The 21,898-nt window shown below is 63.0% G+C and carries 17 protein-coding genes and 2 tRNA genes; 6 read left to right on the forward strand and 13 right to left on the reverse strand.

Annotated elements, in window-relative coordinates; all coding sequences use genetic code 11:
* Positions 1 to 64: 64 nt before the first annotated feature.
* Together JN279_RS20190 and JN279_RS20195 are read right to left on the reverse strand one after the other, a co-directional pair.
* On the reverse strand, positions 65 to 1,543 hold the full coding sequence (locus tag JN279_RS20190) for an ABC transporter substrate-binding protein (RefSeq protein ID WP_096446934.1): 1,479 nt from the start codon (positions 1,541 to 1,543) through the stop codon (positions 65 to 67).
* Between the two features lie 124 nt (positions 1,544 to 1,667).
* The gene (locus JN279_RS20195) at positions 1,668 to 2,945 is read right to left on the reverse strand and encodes an acetylornithine deacetylase/succinyl-diaminopimelate desuccinylase family protein (protein ID WP_202350069.1); all 1,278 of its coding nucleotides are present in this window, start codon (positions 2,943 to 2,945) and stop codon (positions 1,668 to 1,670) included.
* Between the two features lie 220 nt (positions 2,946 to 3,165).
* Between JN279_RS20195 and JN279_RS20200 the strand changes: the two genes are divergently transcribed.
* The 3 genes from JN279_RS20200 to JN279_RS20210 all read left to right on the forward strand — a co-directional run bounded on the left by JN279_RS20200 (position 3,166) and on the right by JN279_RS20210 (position 6,405).
* Positions 3,166 to 3,597 carry a L,D-transpeptidase gene (locus tag JN279_RS20200; RefSeq protein ID WP_096446930.1) on the forward strand — a complete coding sequence of 144 codons (432 nt, stop codon included), beginning with the start codon at positions 3,166 to 3,168 and terminating at the stop codon, positions 3,595 to 3,597.
* Between the two features lie 265 nt (positions 3,598 to 3,862).
* The gene (locus JN279_RS20205; protein ID WP_244734050.1) at positions 3,863 to 5,071 is read left to right on the forward strand and encodes a carboxylate--amine ligase; all 1,209 of its coding nucleotides are present in this window, start codon (positions 3,863 to 3,865) and stop codon (positions 5,069 to 5,071) included.
* Positions 5,072 to 5,187: 116 nt separating this feature from the next.
* Entirely contained in the window at positions 5,188 to 6,405 is a 1,218-nt protein-coding gene (locus JN279_RS20210; protein WP_096446928.1) for an NAD(P)-binding domain-containing protein, read from the forward strand.
* On the opposite strand, the gene JN279_RS20215 is transcribed toward JN279_RS20210, so the two are convergent.
* The 11 genes from JN279_RS20215 to JN279_RS20265 all read right to left on the reverse strand — a co-directional run bounded on the left by JN279_RS20215 (position 6,390) and on the right by JN279_RS20265 (position 18,061).
* The gene (locus JN279_RS20215; RefSeq protein WP_244734052.1) at positions 6,390 to 7,223 is read right to left on the reverse strand and encodes a class I SAM-dependent methyltransferase; all 834 of its coding nucleotides are present in this window, start codon (positions 7,221 to 7,223) and stop codon (positions 6,390 to 6,392) included. The two genes, JN279_RS20210 and JN279_RS20215, sit on opposite strands and share 16 nt — an antisense overlap.
* Positions 7,224 to 7,358: 135 nt before the next feature.
* Positions 7,359 to 8,345, reverse strand: a complete 987-nt coding sequence (locus JN279_RS20220; protein ID WP_202350070.1) for a lipid A biosynthesis lauroyl acyltransferase — start codon at positions 8,343 to 8,345, stop codon at positions 7,359 to 7,361.
* A gap of 13 nt (positions 8,346 to 8,358) precedes the next feature.
* On the reverse strand, positions 8,359 to 9,387 hold the full coding sequence (locus JN279_RS20225) for a zinc-binding dehydrogenase (protein WP_202350071.1): 1,029 nt from the start codon (positions 9,385 to 9,387) through the stop codon (positions 8,359 to 8,361).
* A 37-nt stretch (positions 9,388 to 9,424) separates the two neighbouring features.
* Positions 9,425 to 10,702, reverse strand: a complete 1,278-nt coding sequence (locus tag JN279_RS20230; RefSeq protein WP_202350072.1) for a beta-ketoacyl-ACP synthase — start codon at positions 10,700 to 10,702, stop codon at positions 9,425 to 9,427.
* Between the two features lie 50 nt (positions 10,703 to 10,752).
* The gene (locus JN279_RS20235) at positions 10,753 to 11,943 is read right to left on the reverse strand and encodes a beta-ketoacyl-ACP synthase (RefSeq protein ID WP_096446918.1); all 1,191 of its coding nucleotides are present in this window, start codon (positions 11,941 to 11,943) and stop codon (positions 10,753 to 10,755) included.
* A gap of 56 nt (positions 11,944 to 11,999) precedes the next feature.
* Positions 12,000 to 12,281: an acyl carrier protein gene (locus JN279_RS20240; RefSeq protein ID WP_010909964.1), complete on the reverse strand. Its 282-nt coding sequence runs from the start codon at positions 12,279 to 12,281 to the stop codon at positions 12,000 to 12,002.
* 233 nt (positions 12,282 to 12,514) lie between these two features.
* Positions 12,515 to 13,657: a slipin family protein gene (locus JN279_RS20245; RefSeq protein WP_202350073.1), complete on the reverse strand. Its 1,143-nt coding sequence runs from the start codon at positions 13,655 to 13,657 to the stop codon at positions 12,515 to 12,517.
* A gap of 360 nt (positions 13,658 to 14,017) precedes the next feature.
* Positions 14,018 to 14,086, reverse strand: a tRNA-Leu gene (locus tag JN279_RS20250).
* Between the two features lie 2 nt (positions 14,087 to 14,088).
* Positions 14,089 to 14,164: transfer RNA gene (locus JN279_RS20255), tRNA-OTHER, on the reverse strand.
* A 229-nt stretch (positions 14,165 to 14,393) separates the two neighbouring features.
* Complete coding sequence (locus JN279_RS20260; protein WP_183460362.1) at positions 14,394 to 14,942, reverse strand: histidine phosphatase family protein; 549 nt, start codon at positions 14,940 to 14,942, stop codon at positions 14,394 to 14,396.
* Between the two features lie 98 nt (positions 14,943 to 15,040).
* The gene (locus tag JN279_RS20265; RefSeq protein ID WP_202350074.1) at positions 15,041 to 18,061 is read right to left on the reverse strand and encodes a caspase family protein; all 3,021 of its coding nucleotides are present in this window, start codon (positions 18,059 to 18,061) and stop codon (positions 15,041 to 15,043) included.
* Between the two features lie 111 nt (positions 18,062 to 18,172).
* On the opposite strand from JN279_RS20265, the gene JN279_RS20270 reads away from it, so the two are divergent.
* The 3 genes from JN279_RS20270 to JN279_RS20280 all read left to right on the forward strand — a co-directional run bounded on the left by JN279_RS20270 (position 18,173) and on the right by JN279_RS20280 (position 21,892).
* On the forward strand, positions 18,173 to 19,123 hold the full coding sequence (locus tag JN279_RS20270) for an AEC family transporter (protein ID WP_096446908.1): 951 nt from the start codon (positions 18,173 to 18,175) through the stop codon (positions 19,121 to 19,123).
* 198 nt (positions 19,124 to 19,321) lie between these two features.
* Positions 19,322 to 20,779 (forward strand): NAD-dependent succinate-semialdehyde dehydrogenase, encoded by a 1,458-nt coding sequence (locus JN279_RS20275; protein ID WP_202350075.1) that lies wholly within the window; start codon positions 19,322 to 19,324, stop codon positions 20,777 to 20,779.
* 90 nt (positions 20,780 to 20,869) lie between these two features.
* Complete coding sequence (locus JN279_RS20280; protein WP_096446904.1) at positions 20,870 to 21,892, forward strand: aldose epimerase family protein; 1,023 nt, start codon at positions 20,870 to 20,872, stop codon at positions 21,890 to 21,892.
* Positions 21,893 to 21,898: the final 6 nt, after the last annotated feature.

Genomic DNA, 21,898 nt, shown 5'->3' on the forward strand with positions numbered 1-21,898 from the left:
GGAAAAAGGCAGGCGCCGGAAGCAATTTCACTTCCGGAGCCACGCATTTCTCGGAAGGGTGAAATCAATCCGACCACTTCACCTTGGTCAGGTCGTTGGCGGGAATCGGCGCGTTTTCCCACAACCCTTGCAGCTTGGCGTCCCAGACCCCGACCTTGGGCAGTTCGTAGAGGAAGCCGACCACCGCGTCATCGGCCAGGATCTTCTGCGCTTGCGCATACAAGTCCTTGCGCTTGGCCTCGTCGGACGTCAGTTCCAGATCGGCGATGACCTTGTTGAAGGCAGGGTTGTCGTAATTGAAGTAGTAGTCCTTGCGCGCGTAGATATCGATGTCGTTCGGCTCGGTATGGGAGACGATGGTCAGGTCGTAGTCCTTCTTGGTGAACACCTGGTCCAGCCACTGCGCCCACTCGACGGGGATGATCTCGAGGTTGATGCCGACATCGCGGAGCTGCGAGGCGATGATCTCGCCGCCGAGCCGCGCATAGGACGTCGGCGGCAGCTTCAACGTGGCCTTGAAGCCGTTCTCCAGTCCCGCTTCCTTGAGCAGTTCCTTGGCCTTGGCGACGTCGTGCGGATAGCGGCCGGTCAGGTCGACATAGTATTTGTTGGCCGGCGACATATGCGAGCCGATCGGCAGGCCGAGCCCGGCCGAGGCGCCGTCGATGATCGCCTTGCGGTCGAGCGCATAGGAGATCGCTTGCCTCACCTGCAATTTGTCGAAGGGCGGCTTCTTGTTGTTGATGGACAGGATAGTCTCGCCTTCGGTCGCGCCGACCACCACCTTGAAGCGCGGATCGTCCTTGACCTGGGAGACGCTGTCGGGATCGAAGAAGGGGAAAGCCTGTATGTCGCCGGACAGCAGCGCCGGCACCGCGGCCGCGGCATCGGGAACGATGCGGAACTCGACCTTCTCGAGGAAAGCAGGGGTGCCCCAGTAATGATCCGATTTCACCAGGGTGACCGATGAACCCTTGGCCCAGCTCTCGAATTTGAAGGGGCCGGTGCCAACAGGCTTTTCCTTGTTGGCGTCGGCGGATTTCGGCGACACGATCACCGCGTCGCCCCAGCCCATATTGTAGAGGAACGAGCCCTGCGGGTGGGTGAGCGTCACCTTGACGGTGGCGGGGTCGACCACGTCGACCTTGTCGATGGCGGCAAAGAGCTGCTTTTGCGCGTTGAGGGAGTTTTCCGCGCGGGCACGGTCGAGCGAGAACTTCACGTCGTCGGCGCTGAAATCGGCGCCGTCGTGGAATTTCACGCCGGTGTGCAGCTTGAACGTGTAGACCTTGCCGTCATCTGAAATGGTCCAGCTTTCGGCGAGATCCGGCAGAACCTCGCCATTGGGGCCGATCCGGGTCAGGCCCTCGAAGACATTGGCGTAGGTGACCTCCCTGATTGCCGCGGCCGCTCCCGCCGTCGGGTCGAGATGCGGGGGTTCAAGCGGAATGCCGATGACAAGATCGGTCCGGGCGGCAGACGCCGAAGTGGCGGTTGCGAACGCCAGCACGGCTGCGGCCAGAAGGGTCTTCCAAAGCTTCATCGCTGAACTCCCTATGTGCTCAAATGCTCAAGCTGGCGGATAGAAGCGTGATTTCGCGCGGGAGTAAATTGCGTTTCGTGCTGTCGCGCGGCGCCAGGAGAAATGTTTTTGCGCCGCGGGCCGCTCATCCGGCTGTGCCGCGCAGCAGCACGTTGAGCCCGATCGCCATCACCTTGGCCGATTCCACCATGTCCTCTATGCCCACCCATTCGTCCGGCCGGTGGGCGAGGTCGAGAATGCCGGGTCCATAGGCGATGCAGTCGTAGATGTGGCCGATGCGGGCAATGTGTTTCTGGTCGTAGGTGCCGGGCGAAATGACGTAGTCGGGCTCGCGGTCGAAGATCGCATGAATGCCTTGCGCCACCGCCTTGACCACCGGCGCGTCGCGCTCGGTCATCAGCGGCAGCACTTCCATCAGGTCGCGAATCTCGTAATCGAATTTTTTGCGCTCTCGCTTCAGGCGTTCCAGAATGCCGGTCACTTCGCCTTTGACCGTGGCGAGGTCTTCCTCGAGCAGGAAGCGGCGGTCGATGGTCAGCCGACAGGAATCGGGCACGTTGGGCGAGGGCAGGCCGGGCCGGAAATCCTCGGTCTGGCCGCCATGGATGGAGTTGATGTTCATGGTCGAGCGCCTGGCGCCTTCGGGCACGACCGGCATGCGCGTCATCTTGCGGTCGAGCGCCGGGAACAGTTCGTCCTCGAAAGCTCTCAGCACGGCGCCCATATGGCGCACCGCATTGTCGCCGAGAAACGGCATCGAACCGTGCGCGATCTCGCCCTTGGTCTCGATCTCCGCCCACCAGACGCCGCGATGGCCAAGGCAGATGCGGTCCTTGTTTAACGGTTCAGGGATGATGACGTGGTCAACCCTGGGTTTCGAGAAATAGCCGAGCCTGGCCAGATGGGCGACGCCGCCGAAGCCGCCGGACTCTTCGTCGACCGTGCCCGATATCTCGATGGCGCCGGGAAAGTCGGGATAGACGTCCATGAAGGCTTCGGCGGAGATGATCGACGAAGCCAGCCCGCCCTTCATGTCGCAGGCGCCACGGCCATAGACCCTGCCGTCCCTGACGACACCGGCAAAGGGATCGACGGTCCAGCCTTCACCGGCCTCGACCACGTCGATATGCGAATTGAAGTGGACGCAGGCGCCGGGTGACCGGCCGTCGAAGCGGGCCACGACATTGACGCGCGGGTAGCGATCGGTGTCGCCGGGCGTGCCTTCGGCGCGGATGAATTCGGTTTCAAAACCACGCTTCCTCAGCCGCGCGCCGAGATATTCGGCGCATGGACGGTAGGCTTCGCCGGGTGGATTGATGGTCGGAAAACGGATGAGGTCGGCGGTCAGCGCGACGACATCGTCGCGCCTGTCATCGATTGCTTGAAGGAGTCGTTCGTTCATCGGGAGAGTTGAGCAGTGATCGACGTTGCATTGCAAGCCCGCCGGCAATCAAGTCGCTGCGACGTGTCGTAACGGCAACTATCGCGGGAAATCGTTCAAATTCGCTGCTTTGGATTGGCGAATTGATCAAGGACTGTGTGCTATTTGTTCACTGCCATTAAAAAGGTGAAAAACAACGTGATGGCAAGCAGGCAAGGGGCAATCAAAGGGGTTTGATCGCATGAAGAAGTTCTTTCTCGTAACAGCGGCGATGTTGGCAACCGCGCTGCTGGGTACGCCGTCCGCAAGTTACGCGGCGATGTTGGAAGCGAATATCGACGTGTCGTCGCAGACGATGACGGTGCGGTACGGGTCGGAGGTTTATCGCTGGGTCGTGTCGACCGCGCGTCCGGGCTATTTCACGCCGCGTGGCACTTACCGGCCGCAGCGGACCGCGCGGATGTGGTATTCGCGCAAATACGATATGTCGCCGATGCCTTATTCCGTGTTCTTCCATGGCGGCTATGCCATCCATGGGACGGGTGCGGTCAGGCAACTTGGCCGCCCGGCCTCGCATGGCTGCGTGCGGCTACACACGGCCAATGCCGCGACGTTCTATTCGATGGTGCGGGAAGTGGGCTTCGGCAACACGCGCATTGTCGTGACGAACTAGTTGCAAGCGCGAATTCTCGTTGCCGGGCCAGAGCCCGGCGCGAGACTTTCTACTGGCGGCTACAACAATCGGTTAAGGTTCTACCTGTTCCGACACGGACGGCTATTGCCGAGGGATAAGGGGTGTGCTTTCCATGCCATTGCCTGACTGAGAACAATCAGCAGTACCGGGCAGTTTGAATTATTAGGGCTCTCTTAAGTGCTGCGGGCGGTCAATCGGTTCGCCGGGACACTTGCCATTGCGCGCCGTTTGCCGGAACTGACAGATGCATCCCCAGCCAGAGATGGACGATCGTGTTCCTAACCGGCCCGCCGGGGTGCTCATTCTTGGCGGGGCGCACGGGACGCTGGCGCTGGCCAGGAGCTTCGGCGCCCAGAAAGTGCCTGTCTGGCTGGTGAGCAACGACACTCCGTTGCCCAGCTTTTCGCGATATGCCCAGCGGACAATGACGTGGCCCGGTCCCGATGACGGTGGTGCCGTCGCCTTCCTGCTCAATCTGGCCAAGGTTCAGGGACTGGGCGGTTTTCTGCTGATCGCGGGCGGCGATCCGGAAGTTCGCTTCGTATCGCAATCGATCGACCAACTCTCCGCCGTATTCGATGTGGTGCTGCCGCCGTGGGAACAGCTGAAATGGGTTTGCGAAAAGCCGCTGCTCTATCGCCGGGCGCGCGAACTGGGGCTTGCGGTTCCGCTGACCTATGAGATCACTTCACTCGAGCAGGCAGCGGCAGCCGACCTTCGCTTTCCCGTCATCCTGAAGCCCAACATGGGCGGGCGCAGCCGTTTCGCGCGCGCCAAGGCCGTTCTCACCCATGACAAGGCATCGTTTTTGACAGCCTACACCTGGGCTGCCGAAGAGATCGGCAGCGGAAATGTCGTGGTTCAGGAAATGATACCGGGCGGAGGAGAGGGCCAATTCTCTTACGCGGCGCTCTGGAACAAGGGCGCGCCGGTGGCGGAATTCACCGCCCGCCGCACGCGGCAGTATCCGGTCGACTTCGGTTACACCAGCACCTTCGTGGAGATTGTCGACGAACCGCAACTGATCGACGCCGCGCGCCGGCTGCTTGCGTCAATCGCGCATCACGGGCTGGTCGAGGTCGAATTCAAGCGCGACGCGCGCGATGGCTCGATGAAGGTGCTCGACGTCAACCCACGGCCTTGGACTTGGTTTGGGCTGGGTGCCGCCGCCGGCGTCGACCTCGGCGCCATGCTTTGGGCGACCAAATCGGGTCAAACGGTGCAGACAGCCACAGCGCGGCCCGCTACGTCCTGGATGTATCTGGTTCGGGACATGGTGGCGGCCGGCAAGCTGATCTCGGCCGGCCGGCTGAAGAAGCGGGCCTATTTCAGCTCATTCGCCAAAGTACGGGCTTGGGCGACATTCCAGGCAAAGGACCCTATACCGGGCCTGATCGACGTGCCTTTGACGGGCTGGAGAGTGCTGACGCGGCGGCTGCTTCGGCTTTTGTGAGTTGAGCAATGGCCGGAGGAAGCCTCTTTCCGCAATCTTAACCCGGGAATGTTTAGGACGGCCGCGTGACTGAGTGAGTTCCACGGCTGCAGAAACAGACAGGCGAGACCACTGAGATGACCGCTTTCATGCCCAGGACCGACTGCGAGGTGGCCGTGATCGGTGCCGGTCCTTTCGGGCTGGCCGCCGCTTCCGCCCTCAAGGCGGCAGGCGTCGATACGCTCACATTCGGTGGCGCGATGTCCTTCTGGCGCGATCATATGCCGAGAGGCATGCGGCTGCGCTCGCCCTGGCACGCGACCTATATTGGCCACACCAAAGGTCCGCTCTCGCTCGATTCCTACGCGAAGGTCCTCGGAATCTCGCCCCGCGAACCGCTGTGGCTCGAAAACTTCGTCGACTATGGATTGTGGATTCAGGCCCAGGCGGTTCCGGATCTGGATACGCGCAGGGTCGGCCGCGTCGAGAAGGCGAACAGCGGATTTCGTCTGGCACTGGCCGATGGCGATGCCGTCAAGGCACGCCGCGTTGTCGTGGCCACCGGCCTGATGAACCAGCAACTGATCCCCGCCGTGTTCGACGGAATCCCTCGCGAACTGGTCAGCCATGCCAGCGAGCATACTGGTTATGAGGCCTTCCGCGGCAAGCGCGTCGCCGTCATCGGGCGCGGGCAAAGCGCTTGCGAATCCGCCGTTCTGCTCAAGCGCAGCGGCGCCGATGTCGAGCTTATCTGCCATGGCGACATCCATTGGCTGGGCTATCGGGCACTGTCGGGAAAGCAGAGCTGGAGCTTGCGCGACTTCCTGTCGGAGCGGCTCGCATCGCCTTCCAGGGTCGGCCCGTTCCCGATTTCCTGGCTGGTCGAGGTTCCAGGCTTCGTGCACCGCTTCCCGGAGCCAGCCAGGGCCGGGCTTAACAGGCGCAGCCTCGGCGCCGGCGCGACGGGTTGGCTGAAGCCGGATTTCGATGGGATAAAGGTCAATGCCGGCAACAGGATCATCAGTGCGTCCGCCAAAAGCAATGGCATCGAACTGCGGTTCGAGAAGGATGCCGTCACCTTCGACCACGTCCTGCTCGGCACGGGCTACCGGATCGATATCGCCAAGCTCGGCCTGTTCGCGCCCGATATGCTTGCCGCGATTGCCCGCCGGGAGGGGCTGCCGCTGCTTTCCGCGGGATTCGAATCCAGCATTCCCGGCCTGCATTTCGTCGGCGCGAGCGCGGTCGGCAGTTTCGGCCCGCTGATGCGATTCACCGCCGGCACGCCGTTTGCCGCACGCACCGTCGCGCGTTTCATTCAAAGCGGCAAAGGCAGAAATTACGCCGCGGCCTGAACCTGAAAGACCGCATAGTCGATGGTGCGGATCGCATCGCGGAAGCCGGGCATCGCCGGCACGGGCAGTTCCCGGAAAATGCCGGTTTCGCGGATTGCGGGTCTCGCCCAATCGATGGCGCGGTGGCTCGAGCTTCCATAGACGACGAAACAATTCCGCGGGCGCCGCTCAAGCGACGACACGAGATTTTTCAGGACGATGTCGAAAACGTCCTTGGAAAAGGGATTGTAGAAATAGACCACCAGCGGCGCTTCCGGAAAATCGTAGGCCGCCGCATCTGCCTCGACGACACTGAGCGCCCGGCATTTCTGCAAAGGGTCCCGGAAACGCTCGATGTTGCTTCGGGCGATGTCCACCAGTTCCCGTGCGAACTCCACGCCGATGATCTCGGCGAAGGGATATCGTGACGCCAGCAGCAGCGTTCGTGATTTTCCGGAACCGATGTCGATGAATGTATGGTCATGGAGATCGCGAGGCAGCGACTTCATGATGAAGTCGAAGGTTTTCGGCGAGGTGCAGACGGCTTCATTGCCCTTGGCGCGGTGCGGGCCGACGACGTTGAGGCCGCCGAGCTGGATCGACCCTGCCGTATCGACGCCGTGCCGGCGATCCCATTTCCGGGCGAGCCGGTCCGCGAACATATGCCTGATGTTGCGCTGGACAAAGCCAAGGCTTGCGCCGAGGCCATGCCGATGGACGAGCCTTATCGGTTCAAGCAAGCCATGCTGACGCAGATGCGACAATGCCCGGCCAAGGCGGCCGAACGAACGATCTTCGACGCCATCCCGATCCAGGCGCGGCATCTCGATATTCGTCATGCCACGGGCTCCATCCCAGTCGATGAACATCTTCTGGGGTATCTGCACCGCGCCCGTTTAAGATTCCCTGACCAGCAATGTTACGAATGTCTGGATTGTGGGCCCATGAGTGCCGGAGAGGGCCAAGGAAGGTGGTCAGCTGCTCGCGGCGGGCGCCTTTGCCTGCGGTCGCTTCTTGCGCCGCCAGTTGCTGATCTCCCACCTCTTATGGAACCACATCCACTGGCCGGGATCCTCGCGCACCCAGCGCTCGACCACGTCGTTCAGCATCTGGGTGGTGGCGTGGACGTCGACGCTGCCGTCAGCGGTGCGCGGCAAGACCAGTTTGTCCTCGATCTCGAGCCGGAAGCGGTTGCCTGGCAATCTGATGCAACGCGCCGGATAGACGTCGCAGTCATAGTGGCGGGCAAGGGTGCCGAGCACCCGGTTGCTTTGGCAGGGGCGGCCGAAGAAGGTCGTGTCGAGACCGTTGGAGAATTTCTGGTCGACAAGGACACCGATATTGCCGCCGTTTTCCAACACAGACGCCAGGGCAAACGAGGCTCCCGCCATCGACGGCAGTAGCGCCCCCATGGTCGAGCGCCGCGTCGAAAGGATGTAGTCGGCGAGGTATGGGTTGTTGGGCGGGCGAAACAGCGCCGTGATGTTCATGCCGAAAGTGGCCGCCGCCACCGGCAGCAGCTCGAAATTGCCGAGATGGCCGGTGAAGACGATGTGCGGCTGCTTCTCCGCGGCGATCTCGACGAAATGTTCTACTCCCTTGACCTCGACGCGGCCGGGCTTGCTGGCGGCAGGGTCATAGTCGAACAGGGCGTCGAGGAAGATGTATTCGGCGGCGAGGCGGGCCATGTTGCCCCACATGTCGGAGGCGATGGCCTGGATTTCGTCCTCGCTCTTTTCCGGATAGGCCTTGCGCAGATTGTCGATAGCGACCTGATGGCGCCCGACCCGGGGGCCAATGAGGCGCGCGACCCGGTCGGCGAAATTCAATGCGCTGTCGACCGGCAGCAGGCGCAGCACCGAAAGGATGATCATCGCCGCACGCGCAACCAGCCAGTAGTTCGCCTGGCGCAACTGCCGGCCGTAGCGAAATCTGAGGTCGCGGCGAAACTTCTTGAGCACCGAGGTCAAGACCCTAGGCGACGCGCAGGATAATCTTGCCGAAGACGTCGCGGTCTTCCATGCGCTTCAGCGCGGCGTCGATATCGTCGAATCCGACCTCGGTGTCGATGACCGGTGCGACCTGTCCCGCCGCCATTTTCTGCATGGCGTTGGCCATGTTCTCCATGCGGCAGCCGAAGGATCCGAGCAACTTCAGTTGCTGCTGGAACAGCTGCATCAGATTGATCTGCGTCGACACGCCGGAGGTCGAGCCGCAGGTTACCAGGCGGCCGCCGCGCTTCAGGCACAGCATCGAGCCGGCAAAGGTGTCGGCGCCGACATGTTCGAACACGACATCGACGCCCTTCTTCTTCGTCAGCTTGCGCACGACGCCTTCGAAGCGGTCGTCGCGATAGTTGATGACATGGTCGGCGCCGAGCGCCCTGGCCTTGTCGATCTTGTCATTCGAGCCGACCGTGGTGATGATGGTGCAACCCATCCGCTTGGCCAGCTGAATGGCGGCCGAGCCGATGCCGGAGCCGCCGGCATGGACGAGGATGGTTTCACCCGGCTGAAGCCTGGCGTTGTCGAACAGCATGTGCTCGACCGTGCCGAAGGTGACAGGCGCCACCGCGGCGCCAATGTCGGTCACGCCGGGTGGGGCGGGGACCAGCAGGCGTGCGGGCAGGTTGATCTTTTCCTGCGCGAAGCCGTCGAGATGGAAACCGTGAACGCCGGAAACATGTTCGCACAGGTTGTCGCGGCCTTCGCGGCAGGCGCGACAAAGGCCACAGGTGCGCGCGCCATAGATCGACACCAATTGTCCAGGCAGCAGGCTGGAAACGCCAGGGCCGACCGCTTCGACCTCGCCGGAGGCTTCAGCGCCGACGACCAGCGGCAGCTTGCGCTTAGCGAAGGCCATGCCGCGCCAACCCCAGACATCGATGTGGTTCAGCGCCACCGCCTTGATGCGCAGCGTGACTTCGCCGAGTGCGGGTGGCGGCGGGGGCGGCAGGTCCACCGTTTCAAGACGGCGGTCCTCGATAAGTTGGAGTGCGCGCATAAAGCCTGTCGGTTCTGTTTGAGCGGAAGGGGCTCGCTTAGACCGGTTCCCGCGCCATGACAAGGCAAGTGTTCTGGCCGCCGAAGCCGAAGGAGTTCGACAGAACGCTGCGAACCTCGGCATTGCGCTTCTTGTTGGGCACCACGTCGAGCACGATCGCCGGGTCGGGATTGTCGTAGTTGATGGTCGGCGGAATGACGCTTTCGCGCATCGTCATCAGCGAAAACGCCGCCTCGACAGCGCCGGCCGCGGACAGTGTATGGCCGATCATCGACTTGTTCGACGAGACCGGCATCGAGCCAATCCGCTCTCCGAACACGGTCGACAGCGCCAGATGCTCCATCTTGTCGTTCTCGGGGGTCGACGTGCCATGGGCGTTGACATAGTCGATCTCGTCTTCACTCAGGCCGGCATCGGCGAGGGCGGCGCGAACCGCGGCGATGGCGGGCGAAGCGTCCGGCTTCGAGCGGGTGCGGTGGAAGTCGTCGGCCTTCTCGCCGCAACCGCTGAGGACGCCAAGAATGGTCGCGCCGCGAGCCAATGCCGCCTCAAGCGATTCCAACACCAGCGCCCCGGATCCCTCGGCCAATACGAAGCCGTCGCGATCCTTGGAGAAAGGCTTCGATGCCTTTTCGGGAATGTCGTTATGCGTGGAGAGCGCCGAAAGCAATGAGAAGCGGATCAATGCCTCGGCGGTGGCAGAACCGTCCGCGCCAATCGATAGCGCGCGGTCGCATTCGCCGCGTCGGATCGCCTCGACACCGAGCTGGATCGCGGTAGCACCTGAAGCGCAAGCCGTCGACAGGGTGATCGGCAGACCACGCGTGCCAAGGCGGTCGGCAAGGCGGTCGGCGATCGAACCGAACTGGGTGGTCTCGAAAATATCCAGCTCTTTCAAGCTACGCGCCACCCGAAGCAGTCTTTCGGCGGCGGTGTCATCCTTGTCCTTGTCAGAATTGTAGAGCGAGAAGCGCTCGGCCCAGTCGAGTTCGACCGGCGGCGATGCGAGGAAAAGCGGTCCGCCGAAGTCGCTGGAATCAAGACCGGATTCGGTCACCGCTTCGAGGCCCGCAAGCTCGGCCAGCTCATAGGTGAGCGGGCTGGCACCTTTCGAACTCGACGGCAGGAAATCGACCATGCCGGAGATGCGGGTGTTCAGTTGATCGACGGGAAAGCGGGTGATCGGGTGGATGCCCGACTTGCCGGAGGTCAATGCCGCCCAATTGTCGGTCTTGCCGACGCCAAGCGAGGTGACCACGCCGATGCCGGTGACGGCGACGATTGGCCTGCCCATGTGATCGTTCAGATTGGCCATCCGGGAGCCCTCGAGCGTTTATCGTTGCAGCATGGACCGCGAGCGCCGCGCTACGCGGCGTTGACCAGCGCCATGCCCTCGAATTGGTGATAGCCGATCGCCGTTGCAAGGACGCTTGCAGGAATGCCTTCAAACGGCTTCTCGGCTGCGGCATCGAAAACAGGGTAAGCGGCCTTGCGGTCGACGGCGAGTGCCGCCAGCGCCACCGCGAAAGGAAACTGTGCTTCCTTCATGTGTCCGGTCAGTGTCGAGAAGCCGCGCGCGGCGATCCCCGGATTGGCGTCGAGCGCTGCCTTCTCGGCGGTGGTTGCGGCATGCGCACCTGACGCCCCAGACAGGGCAAGCAGCTTGCCGTTCGGCAGCGCGGCCTGGCCAAGCAGCGCGGCGATCTCGGCATCGAGCTCTCCGCGTGGCCGCCTGGCGCGGCCTGAGACGACCGGGCCGAGTTCGGCATAAATCTTGCGCCCGCGGCTTGTCGCGTGTTCGCGCTGCTCCAGCACCAGGAAGGCACCGCCGGATCCAGTGACGATGCCGCCGCCCTCGGCGCCCTGTCTTTGCCACACAGGTTTCCAGGGGCCGCGATGCAAATAGCCGGCAAGCTCGTAACCGAGCAGCATGTCGGAATGTTCGGTCTGGAAGGCGCCGCCGACCAGGATGTGCGTCGACTGGCCGGAGCGGATGCGCGCGGCGGCCGTTTCGACGGCGGCGACGCCGGCACCTTCCTCGCCCATGAAGGTGCGCGAGGAGCCCGTCACCTTGTGGACGATGGAGATGTTGCCGGCGAGCAGGTTGGAAAGCTGGGCCAGGAACAAGGTTGGCCGCAATTCGGTGGTCAGCTTCTCGTTGAGCAGCACATCGCGGTCGTTGCGGCTTTCCGAAGCGGCGAGGATGGCGGCGTCGACCGCCTCGTCGCGCTCGCCGCCGCCGGCGGCCACCACCATGTCCATGGTCGTGCAGAGCTCGTCATTGCCCTTGATGCCGGCATCGTCCAGCGCAAGGCCGGCGGCATAGGTGCCGAGTCGCTGCCATGTCTCCATCTGCCGCTGGTCGCCGCGCTTGGCGATCTGCAGGTTCCAGTCGATCTCCGGCAGCGGATGAACGGTATAGGGCGCGAAGCGCGCGGCTTCGAGCACCGGCTGCAGGCCCGGTTGCGCGAGCTTCTGCCAGTGGGCGTCAGGGCCTTCTCCCAGCGAGGAGACAAGGCCGATACCAGTGATGACGACGTCGCGGGGGCTACTCATGGGCGGCTTTGTGGGTCAGGCGGCAAAGCGCGTCAAGGTCGCGCGCTTAGGTGACGTCAGGCGGTCTTGGCGGCGACCAGCGCGTCGATCTTGGCGCACAGGTTCTTCATGACGAAATAGTCGTCGGTCGAAGCCTTGCCGTCATTGACTTCCTGGGTCCACTTTTCCAACGGCACCTTGATGCCGAATTCCTTGTCGATGGCAAAGACGATGTCGAGGAAATCGAGGCTGTCGATGCCGAGATCGTCGATCGTGTGACTCTCGGGTGTGATGGTGTCGATATCGATCTCGCTGGTGTCGGCAATGATCTTGGCGACTTTGTCGAACGTGGTGGACAAGGGCTTTTCCTTCTTTGCGGGCGGAATCTGTCCGCATCTTGTTTGGGCGCTGTCTAATCGGTTTTTCCCGGCAGGAAAAGGCCTGATAGTCCGGGCGCAGATGGGAAGCGTGCCCAAGAAACGCAAGAAGGGCCGCCGGTCAAGTCGGCGGCCCTTCCCATTACGTCAGGTTAGTGTTTGTTTCGATGCATGTCGTTTTCCCAAAACCGGGAACCACTTTTGGGCGACATGCATCAGCTGTCACGGAGCTTGACCAGGTCGTTCAGCAGTCCGCCCGTTCCATTGTGGACGGTCAGCCGCTCGACCTTGCCGGCGATGGTTTCCAGAGCCTCGAGCTCCTTCAGCCGCAGCATCACCGGGTTCTCCGCCATCACCCTGGCCGTGTTGAGGAGGGAACGCGTGGCGTTCGTCTCCTCGCGGCGGCGGATGACATTGGCCTCCGCCTGCTTTTCGGCCGACACCACCTGGTTGAGGATCTCGCGCATCTCGCCCGGCAGGATCACATCCTTGAGCGTGATATCGCTGACCTCGACGCCGATCTCGGCCATGTCGGCACGGACCTTGGCAGCGGCTTCCTCGTCGACCGTCACCTTCTTTTCAAGGATCTGGTCAAGCGTCAGCCCGCCAAGCGTCTTGCGGAAGGCGTACTGGAGGGCGCGGTAGAGGGCCTCGGAGAAGTCCTTCACAGCGCTCACCGCCTTGACCGGGTCGACGACCCGGTATTCGGCGGCGATGTTGACGCGGATCGTGACGCGATCCTTGGTCAGCACTTCCTGCCCGGCGACGTCGAGCGACTGGCGCTTGAGGTCGACGACCTTCACCTGCACCATGCGTCCGACGTTCCAGAAGCCATGCACGCCCGCGGCAAGCGTCCGCACCAGGACACCGTCAACGAACAGCAGTCCGGCCTGGCCGTCGACGACCGGATGGACCGACGTCAGCTCCGCCTTCCGGGCCTGGCCGAGCCGGCGCATGACCGCCGGATCGATGGCGAGATCCGCCGACGTGTCGACCGTCGTCACCGTCCACGGGCCGGCATCCGTCCACAGAACCAGCTTGCGGCCCGGCGCCAGAACGGCGTGCAGGTTTCCGTCACGCTCGATGATGGCGACATCCGTGCGCCCGGTGCGAACGACGGTGAAATGACGCGCGGCCACATCCGGGAGCTTGTCGAACAACGCCTTCTCGTACGCCGAAACGAATTCCGGGTTCTTCAAATCGTGCCGAGACACTTCGAGGCTGCCGCGCCGGTTGGCGAGCCAATGCTCGCCGGGCAACAGGACAGCCTTGATCTCACCCTTGTGGAGGGTGAGGGCACGTTCGTTTTCCTTTACGAGGACGCGCTCGCGTCCAAGAACCTTATCGAGAATGGTCATTGTCATACTCCTGTCGGGCATGGCCCCATGCGAGGCGTCACGTCATGCGTCGATCTTCCCTTCGTTGCTCGTTTCACGTCGTCACAGTCCGGGCACGAATGATCCGGGGACCGGTGGCATCAACCCGTGGCGGGCCTTCGGGAGCGGATCGCGGGGCAGTGAAGCGGGCTCGGCAAGCCTTGGCCTGCCTTGCCGGCGACGCTGCGCCTTGACCATCACCGCGGGCCTGGCCGCGAGCCGATGGCGTCGGACCTTTCGATACGGCCTTGGCCCGAAGGCTTCGGCCGTCCGTCAGGTCTTCAGCATTCCGGTCCCCGGACCGTTTTCAGATAACACCTGGCAGGGTGCTGGCTTATCAGGCCAATGGAGAAGGATTCGAACCTTCGACAATCAGAACCTAAATCTGATGCTCTACCAAACTGAGCTATCCGTGGTGCAGACAGCAGGATTCGAACCTGCGACCTCCGGATCCAAATCCGGCGCTCTCCCAGACTGAGCTACATCCGCGATCCCAATCCCCAAAGCGGCGCCGTATACAGGGCGGCAAAGCCGCCTGCACGGGCGGAGACGAAAGCTCCAACCGTTGTGCTCACTTCGGTTCTCGTGACCGGGAGCGCGGCTATAGAGCCTGCGACGGGTTGTCGCAAGCGGCATTGTCGCGGCGAATTTGCGGCTTCTTTCAGTGGTGGCATTTCGGCAACACTGCGTCCAACGTTGGAGATGCAGTACCGTGCCGTCAGAACGTGACGCGGCCGAGAACGCGCAGACCGTCGCCTTGCGGTTCGACGACCACGGCCTCGCCCTCGCGCGGCGAAACACCGGTCAGCGCCACGATGTCTTCCAGATGGGTGACCATGACCAGATTGTCGGAGCCGGAATAGGCGCGGATTTCCTTCATGATGGCGGCGATTTGCGCTGCCTTCTGCGCATCGTCGCCCTTCAGCAGATCGAGCGGCGCGAACAGCTCCGGCTCAGCCTCGAAGGCGATGCGCGCGGTGTCGAGGCAGCGGCAGTAGCGGCTGGACAGAACGCGCTCGATTGGGGCGGCGCGGGCGGCAAACAAGGCGCCGATCTTGCTTGCCTGCTGCTTGCCGCGCGCTGAGAGATTCATCTGCGTGGCGCAGCTGTCGATGTCGAAATTGGCGGGGTCGGTTGTGCCTGTGACCATGGCATGACGCAGCAGCACCACATGGCCGCCATCGCGCAGCAGCGCCCATCCGGCATCCGTGGCGTGGGCGGCAACCGGAATGACGAGCAGCAACAGGGCCAGGGCAAATCGGATCATCGCAGTCCTTCCAGGAGCCGACATCGGTTCCGGCGATTCGCATATAGGGATCGGAACGCCGGCACAAAGACAAGCGGGCGTTGCCAGATGTCCCAGCCTCACTTTTTGACGATTTGCTTTTTCACCAGATCGATCTTCTGGTCGGTAAGCGGGATGGGAATGGTGTAGCCGGCTTCGGTAAAGCCCTGCTTGGCGTTTTCGAAGAATTCGATAGCCCTGAGATATTCCGGCTTGCCGCCGCCATAGGTGGCGCGGTTCCAGTGGATGTCGCCAAGGTTGTTCTGTTCAAAGGCCCACTGCAAGGGCTGGCTTTCCCTGGTGAACACTTTCAGCGTCGCCGTGAAAGCCGCCTCGGCCTCGTCGAGATATTTGCCGGTCCGTTCGAGATTGCCGAGATTGAGCAGGCTCATGCCGATGCCGTTCTGGGCGTTGGCCCAGTCGATCGGTGCTGTTTCGATGGTCAGCACTTCAAGGGCTGCCCGCCGCGCGGCGATCGAATCCCGCAGGATCTTGGGATCGGCACTGCTCATGCTCAGCCAGTGCAGCGTCGAGCCGAGGCCGGCCTGGGCCAGGGCCCATTGTCGCGGGTTGGTCTCGCGCTTGTACTCGCGCAATGCATTGCCGTAGGCGTCGACCGCCTCGCTGTAGTGCTCGGGCTTGTCCGTCACGCCGCCTAGCAGTTGCAGCGTGTTACCGAGATTGTAGTAGCACATGGCCCAGTCGAGCGGGAATTTCCGCCTGACATAGACCTGCCGCGCCGCCTGGAACGCTGCCACCGATTGTTCGAGCCTGGCCGCGTCGCGGGTCCGCTGGCCAAGCGTCTGGTAGATCGAGCCGAGATTGTTCTGCGCCGACGCCCAATCCATCGGGAAGCGCTGGCGGGTAAACACCGTCAGCGCGTCGTCATAGGCCGTGGCGGCCTCTTCGAGCGTATCCGTGCCCATGTCGAAGCGGGCGACACCGCTGAGCGCGTTGCCAAGGTTGAGCCGGCTTGTCGCCCAGGAGACCGGGAAGGTCTCGCGGGTTCTGACCTTCAGCGCGGCGCGGAATGCATCGGCCGCCTCGTTGATCTTGGCCTTGTCGTTGAGCTGGATGCCAAGCGTCACCAGCGTGTTGCCGAGATTGTTCTCGACCATCGCCCATTCCACGGGCGTCTTCTCGCGCGTGTATTCCTCGAGCGCCAGCCGGTAGGCGGCTTCCGCGTCCTTCAGATGCTCGCCGGCGGTTTCACGCTCGGAGAGCGCATAGAGCGCCAGGCCGAGATTGTTCTGCGACGCGGCCCAGTCGAGCGGCAGCTTGTCTCGGGGGCGCTTTTCCAGCGCCGCGCGCATCGCCGCCACCGCCTCATTGAGGCGCTTCGGATCGCTCTCGCGTTCGCCGATCTTCAAAAGCACATTGGCGAGATTGTTCTGCGCGGCCGCCCAGTTGGGGTCGTCCTTCTCGCGCTCGAAAACGATGAGCGAATCGCGGAAGATCTGTGCCGCTTCCTCGAGATGCGCGGTCTCGGTCTCGCGCTCGCCGATGGTCTGCAGCACCACCGCCATGTTGTTGCGGGTGATCGCCCAGTCGCGATTCTGCTCGCCATTGGGAATGAAGTTCAGGATGACATGATAGGCTTCGATTGCGTGCTGCAATGCATCGAGATCGCCGGTGGCGTAGCCGTAGGCGTTGAGCGCCTCGGCTTCCTGGTTCTTGTAGTTCCAGCGCAGCTTGTCGTCCCATTTCTCGACCAGCGAGAAGGACTTGGCATAGTCGTTGGCGGCGGATTTGTAGTCGAAGACCAGTGCGGCGGCGTCGGCGCGTTTGGCATAGATGGCGGCGTCGGCGATGCGTTTTTGCCTGACCAGTTCCTCGGCGTCGTCGACAGCGCCGCTGTTTTGCTCGACCCTGCCGACCGCGTCATCGAGGAATTTGCGTGCCGTCATCATGGCGCCCTGGCCGATGGCCTTGTCGGCGGACGCGACGAGCCGCTTGATCTCGGGATCGTCGGTGCGCAGTGCGGCTCGTTCCGACATCATTTTCTTCAGGCGCTCGGCCTGAGCGCCAAGCACCTTCTGCAGGTCGGTCGGGTCCTCGGGGATCTTGTCTGTGCCGAGCGCCCTCAGCACACCATAGAGCGCGTCGAGCGGCACGCCGTCCTGCAGCGAGGCCAACTCCACCTGCGCCCGCTTCGGATCGGGCAGGTCGGAAATGGTCAAGAGCAGCTGCCGCCTTTCGCCGGTGATCAGCCCGTCATCACCTGTCGGCTCCGGCGGCGCGACGCCGAAATAGAGCAGGCGGCGCAGGCTTTCGTTGACCCAGGGGCGCTGCTTGGCCTTGGTGTCGAGATAGACTTCCTCGGTCACCATGCGCATGACGGAGCCGAACTCCGTGCCTTTCATCGCGGCGAGATGGCGCAGTAGAGCCGCCGCGTAAGGACTGTTTTCGCCGGCCGCACCATCCAGCGCCGGACGGCCCGGCTCGGCGGCGAAGCCGACCACCGTGCCGAGGCTCGCATCTTGCGCCGACGCATTGGCGAGCACCTTGGCGCCACGCACCGGTTCCAGCCCGCCGGCGCCGATGGGCTCGGCGGAAGCGGTCGGCGCCCGGCGCACCACGGCGTCCGCCGGGAACGGATTGGTGCGGCAGGCATCGAGCAGCATGATCGTCACCGGCACGGTCTTCTTCAACTCATCCATGACGGCGGAAATCGGCACCAGCGCGCTGTTGGCATCCTTCAGCGACGAGACATCGGCATCGACCGGAACCAGATAGTTCTCGCCGCCGGCCTCGATGCCGTGGCCGGAGTAATAGATGAAGGCGACATCGGCGCCCTCGGCATCCTCGACGAAGCGTTCGAGGTCGCGCTTCAGCTTGGCGGCGTCGCGATCGGTGACGTTGCGGGCGTCGAAGCCGAGATCGGTCAGCATCTTGGCCATGTCGCGGGCGTCATTGGCCGGGTTGGGCAGGGCGGCGATGTGCAGGTAATTCGACTGGCCGATGATCAGCGCCACGCCCTTGAGGCTCTTCGTCTCGGCAAAAGCAAGCGCCGTCGCGGCAAGACAAAGCAGCGCGGCGACGAAAGCCGTCAGCCACATCCGCGCTAGAAAATTGCGTCCCGAGGTTTCGACAAAGGTCATTTGTCGTTGGTGTCCGCCCTGATACTCCAAACCCTCTATAACTCTGCCAGCATAGCATGATCAAATTCGGGCGTGATTGCGCCGCGCGCGTGGCTCGCCTATCCCTGAAAAATGTCTCCGCTTACAGAAACCGTCCTATTCGTCTTCAGCCTCGTGGCGCTCGGCTATCTCGCCGGGTTGACCGGCTATCTCAGGCCGGCGAGCGGCGAGGGGATATCGGACTTCGCGGTCTCGGTGGCGATGCCGCTGCTTCTGTTCCAGACGATGGTGAATGCCGATTTCCACGGCGTCGCACCTTGGCCGCTGTGGGGGGCTTATTTCACGGCGGTGGCGATCACCTGGGCCGCAGGCCATCTCGTTACCACGCGGATCTTCGGACGCGATGCCCGTGCCGGCGTCGTCGGCGGCGTCTCGTCGGCCTACTCCAATGTGGTGCTGCTTGGTGCTCCCTTCATTCTTGGCATATTCGGCCCGAGCGGCTTCGAAGTGCTGTCGCTGCTGGTGTCCGTGCACCTGCCGGTCATGATGATGGCCTCGATCGTGCTGTTCGAGATGTTCGGCCGCGGCGGTGGCGAACATGTCCATCCGTTGCGGGTGCTGCGCAGTTTCCTGCGGCGGCTGTTCATCAACCCGCTGATTATCGGCATTCTGCTCGGGCTTGCGTGGCGGTTGAGCGGCGTGCCACTGCCCGGCCTCGTCATGCGGCTGGTCGATGCGCTGGCTGACACGGCAGGGCCGGTGGCGCTGTTTGCCATGGGGCTCAGCCTGCGCCGCTTCGGCGTTTCCGGCAATGTCCGGCCGGCGCTGGCGCTTTCGGCGCTGAAACTGTTCCTGATGCCGGCGCTGGTTCTTGCCTTTGTCTGGCTGCTCGGCCTGCCGCCGATGACGGCCAAGGTGGCGGTCGTGGTCGCGGCACTGCCGTCCGGCATCAATTCCTACCTTATCGCCGTGCAGTTCAACACCGGCCAGGCACTGGCATCGAACCAGATGACCATCGCCACCGCCTGCGCCGCCGTCACCACGGCCTTCTGGCTGACGGTGGTGGTTCATGTCTTTGGTTAGGTCTCGGCGTTTTAAACTAATTCACATGTGAAGGACTAGCCTTTGGCTGGCCCAACCCCTATATGCCATCTTGCGATTGCTTGCCGGCCTTGCCCTAGGTAAAGCAGTGGCTCCGGCGTGCCGGCTTCCGCCCACTACGCACGCTCATCGAAGAATTCACAGACCGGCCCGTCAGGGCACCGAAACGGAGGATAGACCATGCTTCAGAAAACCAGCCATTTCATGCGGCAGGCCAATCTCATCAACGGCGAATGGGTGCAGGCCGATAGCGGCCAGACGGTCGACGTCAACAACCCCGCCACCGGCCTGAAGATCGGCACCGTGCCGAAGTCGGGCAAAGCCGAAACCCGCCGCGCCATCGAGGCCGCGGACGCCGCCTTCAAGTCGTGGCGCAAAACGACCGCGCTCGAGCGCTCGAAGCTGCTGCGCAAATTGCACGACGCGATGATGGACAACCAGGATGTGCTGGCCGAGCTGCTCACCATCGAGCAGGGCAAGTCGCTGTTCGAATCAAAGGGCGAGATCGGTTCGGCCGCGGCCTACATCCTTTGGTTCGCCGAGGAAGGCCGCCGCACCTATGGCGACGTCGTGCCGTCGCCATGGGCGGACCGCCGCATCCTGGTGACCAAGGAGCCGGTCGGCGTCATCGCCGCCATCACGCCGTGGAATTTCCCGTCCTCGATGCTGGCCCGCAAGCTCGGTCCCGCACTTGCCGCCGGCTGCACCGCCGTGGTGAAGCCTGCCTCGCAGACGCCTTACTCGGGCCTTGCCTGGGGCGCGCTCGCCGAGGAAGTCGGCTTCCCCAAGGGCGTCGTCAACATCCTGACCGGATCGGCCAGCGAGATCGGCGACGAGATCTGCGCCAATCCGCTGGTGTCGAAGATCACCTTCACCGGATCGACCGAGGTCGGCAAGCTGCTCATCCAGAAGTCGTCGGTCACCGTGAAGAAAGTGTCGATGGAGTTGGGCGGCAACGCGCCGTTCATCGTCTTCGACGACGCCGATATCGAGCGGGCCGTCGCCGGCGCGATCACCGCCAAGTACCGCAATTCCGGCCAGACCTGCGTCTGCACCAACCGTTTCCTCGTCCAGGCCGGCGTCTATGACAAGTTCGTCGAGAAGCTCGCCGCGGCCAGCAACGGGCTGAAGGTTGGCTCCGGCCTCGAAGAGGGTGTGCAGCAGGGACCGCTGATCGACGAGAAGGCGGTCGAGAAGGTCGAGGAACTGATCGCCGACGCCACCTCAAAGGGCGGCAAGATCGTCGCCGGCGGCAAGCGTCATGCGCTCGGCGGTTCGTTCTTCCAGCCGACGGTCATCGCCGACGCCACGCCCAAGATGCGCTTCATGAAGGAAGAGATCTTTGGGCCGGTCGCTCCAGTGTTCAAGTTCGAGACCGAAGCGGAAGCAATAGCGCTCGCCAATGATACCGAATTCGGGCTCGCCTGCTATTTCTACACCGGCGATCTCGGCCGCGCCTTCCGCGTCATGGAAGGCCTGAAATACGGCATGGTCGGCGTCAATGAAGGCCTCATCACCACGCCGGAAGCGCCATTCGGCGGCGTCAAGGAATCAGGCCTCGGCAAGGAAGGCGGACATCAGGGCATCGAGGATTACCTCGATACCAAATATGTCTGTATCGGCGGCCTCGGCCTCTGATACCTTATCCCCAGGGTCGGCGGGCCTTGCCCGCCCGCCTTGGGTCGAGAAAACCAGCCGAAATCCTAGGATTAACTGACGTTTGCGGGCATGACGATGAAGGACGGCGAGGTTTTCGGCACGACGCAGGCGGGCGAGCCGGTGCGCCGCTTCACCATCAGGGGCGGCGGCCTCACCGCCAATATCATCGGCCTCGGCGCCATCATCCAGGATTTGCACCTGACCGGCCATGATGCGCCGCTGGTGCTCGGCTACAACACTCTGCAAGCCTACGAAGCCGACAACGCCTTCTTCGGCGCGGTGGTTGGCCGCTATGCCAATCGCATCCGCGACGGCCGCTTTACCATTGGCGGCAACCGCTACCAGACCGAACAAAATTTCCTCGGCAGGCATACGCTGCATGGCGGCTCGCAGGGCTATTCGCACCGGCCATGGACGGTTTCGCTGCATGGCAGGGATTTCGTCACGCTGACGCTGCACGATCCGGACGGCGCGATGGGTTTTCCCGGCGCGCTCGACGTCACTTGCACCTACCGGCTGAAGATTCCCGGCACGCTCAGCGTCGAACTGACGGCAACCTGCGAGGAGCCGACGCTGTGCAATCTCACCCAGCACTCCTATTTCAACCTCGATGATGGCGGCGCCGGCGACATTCTCGACCACAGGATGATGCTGAACGCAGGGGCCTATCTGCCTGTCGACAGCGATATGATCCCGACCGGCGTGGTCAAGCCGGTCGACGGCACGCCCTTCGACTTCCGCCAGGCGCGGCCGCTGCGCATGGAGACCGAGGGCGAGCAGCTTCCCTATGACCAGAATTTCTGCCTTGCTTCGACACGCGGGCCGCTTCGGCAAGCAGCATGGACGCAAGGGGCGAGCTCCGGCGTCGAGATGGAGGTCTGGACCACGGAGCCCGGCGTCCAGCTCTATACCGGTCAGTATGTGACGCCGCGCAAGGGGCTGGAAGGCCGGGACTACAAGGCATTTTCCGGCTTCTGCCTGGAGCCGCAAATATGGCCGGATGCACCGAACCGGTCGTATTTCCCGCAGGCGACGCTGTGGCCGGGCGCGATCTATCACCACGTGACGGAATATCGTTTCCGCCTGCCATAGTCCTTC

The sequence above is a fragment of the Mesorhizobium sp. 113-1-2 genome (assembly GCF_016756475.1).
Taxonomy (GTDB): Bacteria; Pseudomonadota; Alphaproteobacteria; order Rhizobiales; family Rhizobiaceae; genus Mesorhizobium; species Mesorhizobium loti_C.

Coding starts and splice junctions, on each gene's coding strand:
- JN279_RS20190 (WP_096446934.1), bottom strand. CDS start 1,543: ATGAAGCTTTGGAAGACCCTTCTGGCCGCAGCCGTGCTGGCGTTCGCA.
- JN279_RS20195 (WP_202350069.1), bottom strand. CDS start 2,945: ATGAACGAACGACTCCTTCAAGCAATCGATGACAGGCGCGACGATGTC.
- JN279_RS20200 (WP_096446930.1), top strand. CDS start 3,166: ATGAAGAAGTTCTTTCTCGTAACAGCGGCGATGTTGGCAACCGCGCTG.
- JN279_RS20205 (WP_244734050.1), top strand. CDS start 3,863: ATGCATCCCCAGCCAGAGATGGACGATCGTGTTCCTAACCGGCCCGCC.
- JN279_RS20210 (WP_096446928.1), top strand. CDS start 5,188: ATGACCGCTTTCATGCCCAGGACCGACTGCGAGGTGGCCGTGATCGGT.
- JN279_RS20215 (WP_244734052.1), bottom strand. CDS start 7,223: ATGACGAATATCGAGATGCCGCGCCTGGATCGGGATGGCGTCGAAGAT.
- JN279_RS20225 (WP_202350071.1), bottom strand. CDS start 9,387: ATGCGCGCACTCCAACTTATCGAGGACCGCCGTCTTGAAACGGTGGAC.
- JN279_RS20230 (WP_202350072.1), bottom strand. CDS start 10,702: ATGGCCAATCTGAACGATCACATGGGCAGGCCAATCGTCGCCGTCACC.
- JN279_RS20235 (WP_096446918.1), bottom strand. CDS start 11,943: ATGAGTAGCCCCCGCGACGTCGTCATCACTGGTATCGGCCTTGTCTCC.
- JN279_RS20245 (WP_202350073.1), bottom strand. CDS start 13,657: ATGACCATTCTCGATAAGGTTCTTGGACGCGAGCGCGTCCTCGTAAAG.
- JN279_RS20260 (WP_183460362.1), bottom strand. CDS start 14,942: ATGATCCGATTTGCCCTGGCCCTGTTGCTGCTCGTCATTCCGGTTGCC.
- JN279_RS20265 (WP_202350074.1), bottom strand. CDS start 18,061: ATGACCTTTGTCGAAACCTCGGGACGCAATTTTCTAGCGCGGATGTGG.
- JN279_RS20270 (WP_096446908.1), top strand. CDS start 18,173: ATGTCTCCGCTTACAGAAACCGTCCTATTCGTCTTCAGCCTCGTGGCG.
- JN279_RS20275 (WP_202350075.1), top strand. CDS start 19,322: ATGCTTCAGAAAACCAGCCATTTCATGCGGCAGGCCAATCTCATCAAC.
- JN279_RS20280 (WP_096446904.1), top strand. CDS start 20,870: ATGACGATGAAGGACGGCGAGGTTTTCGGCACGACGCAGGCGGGCGAG.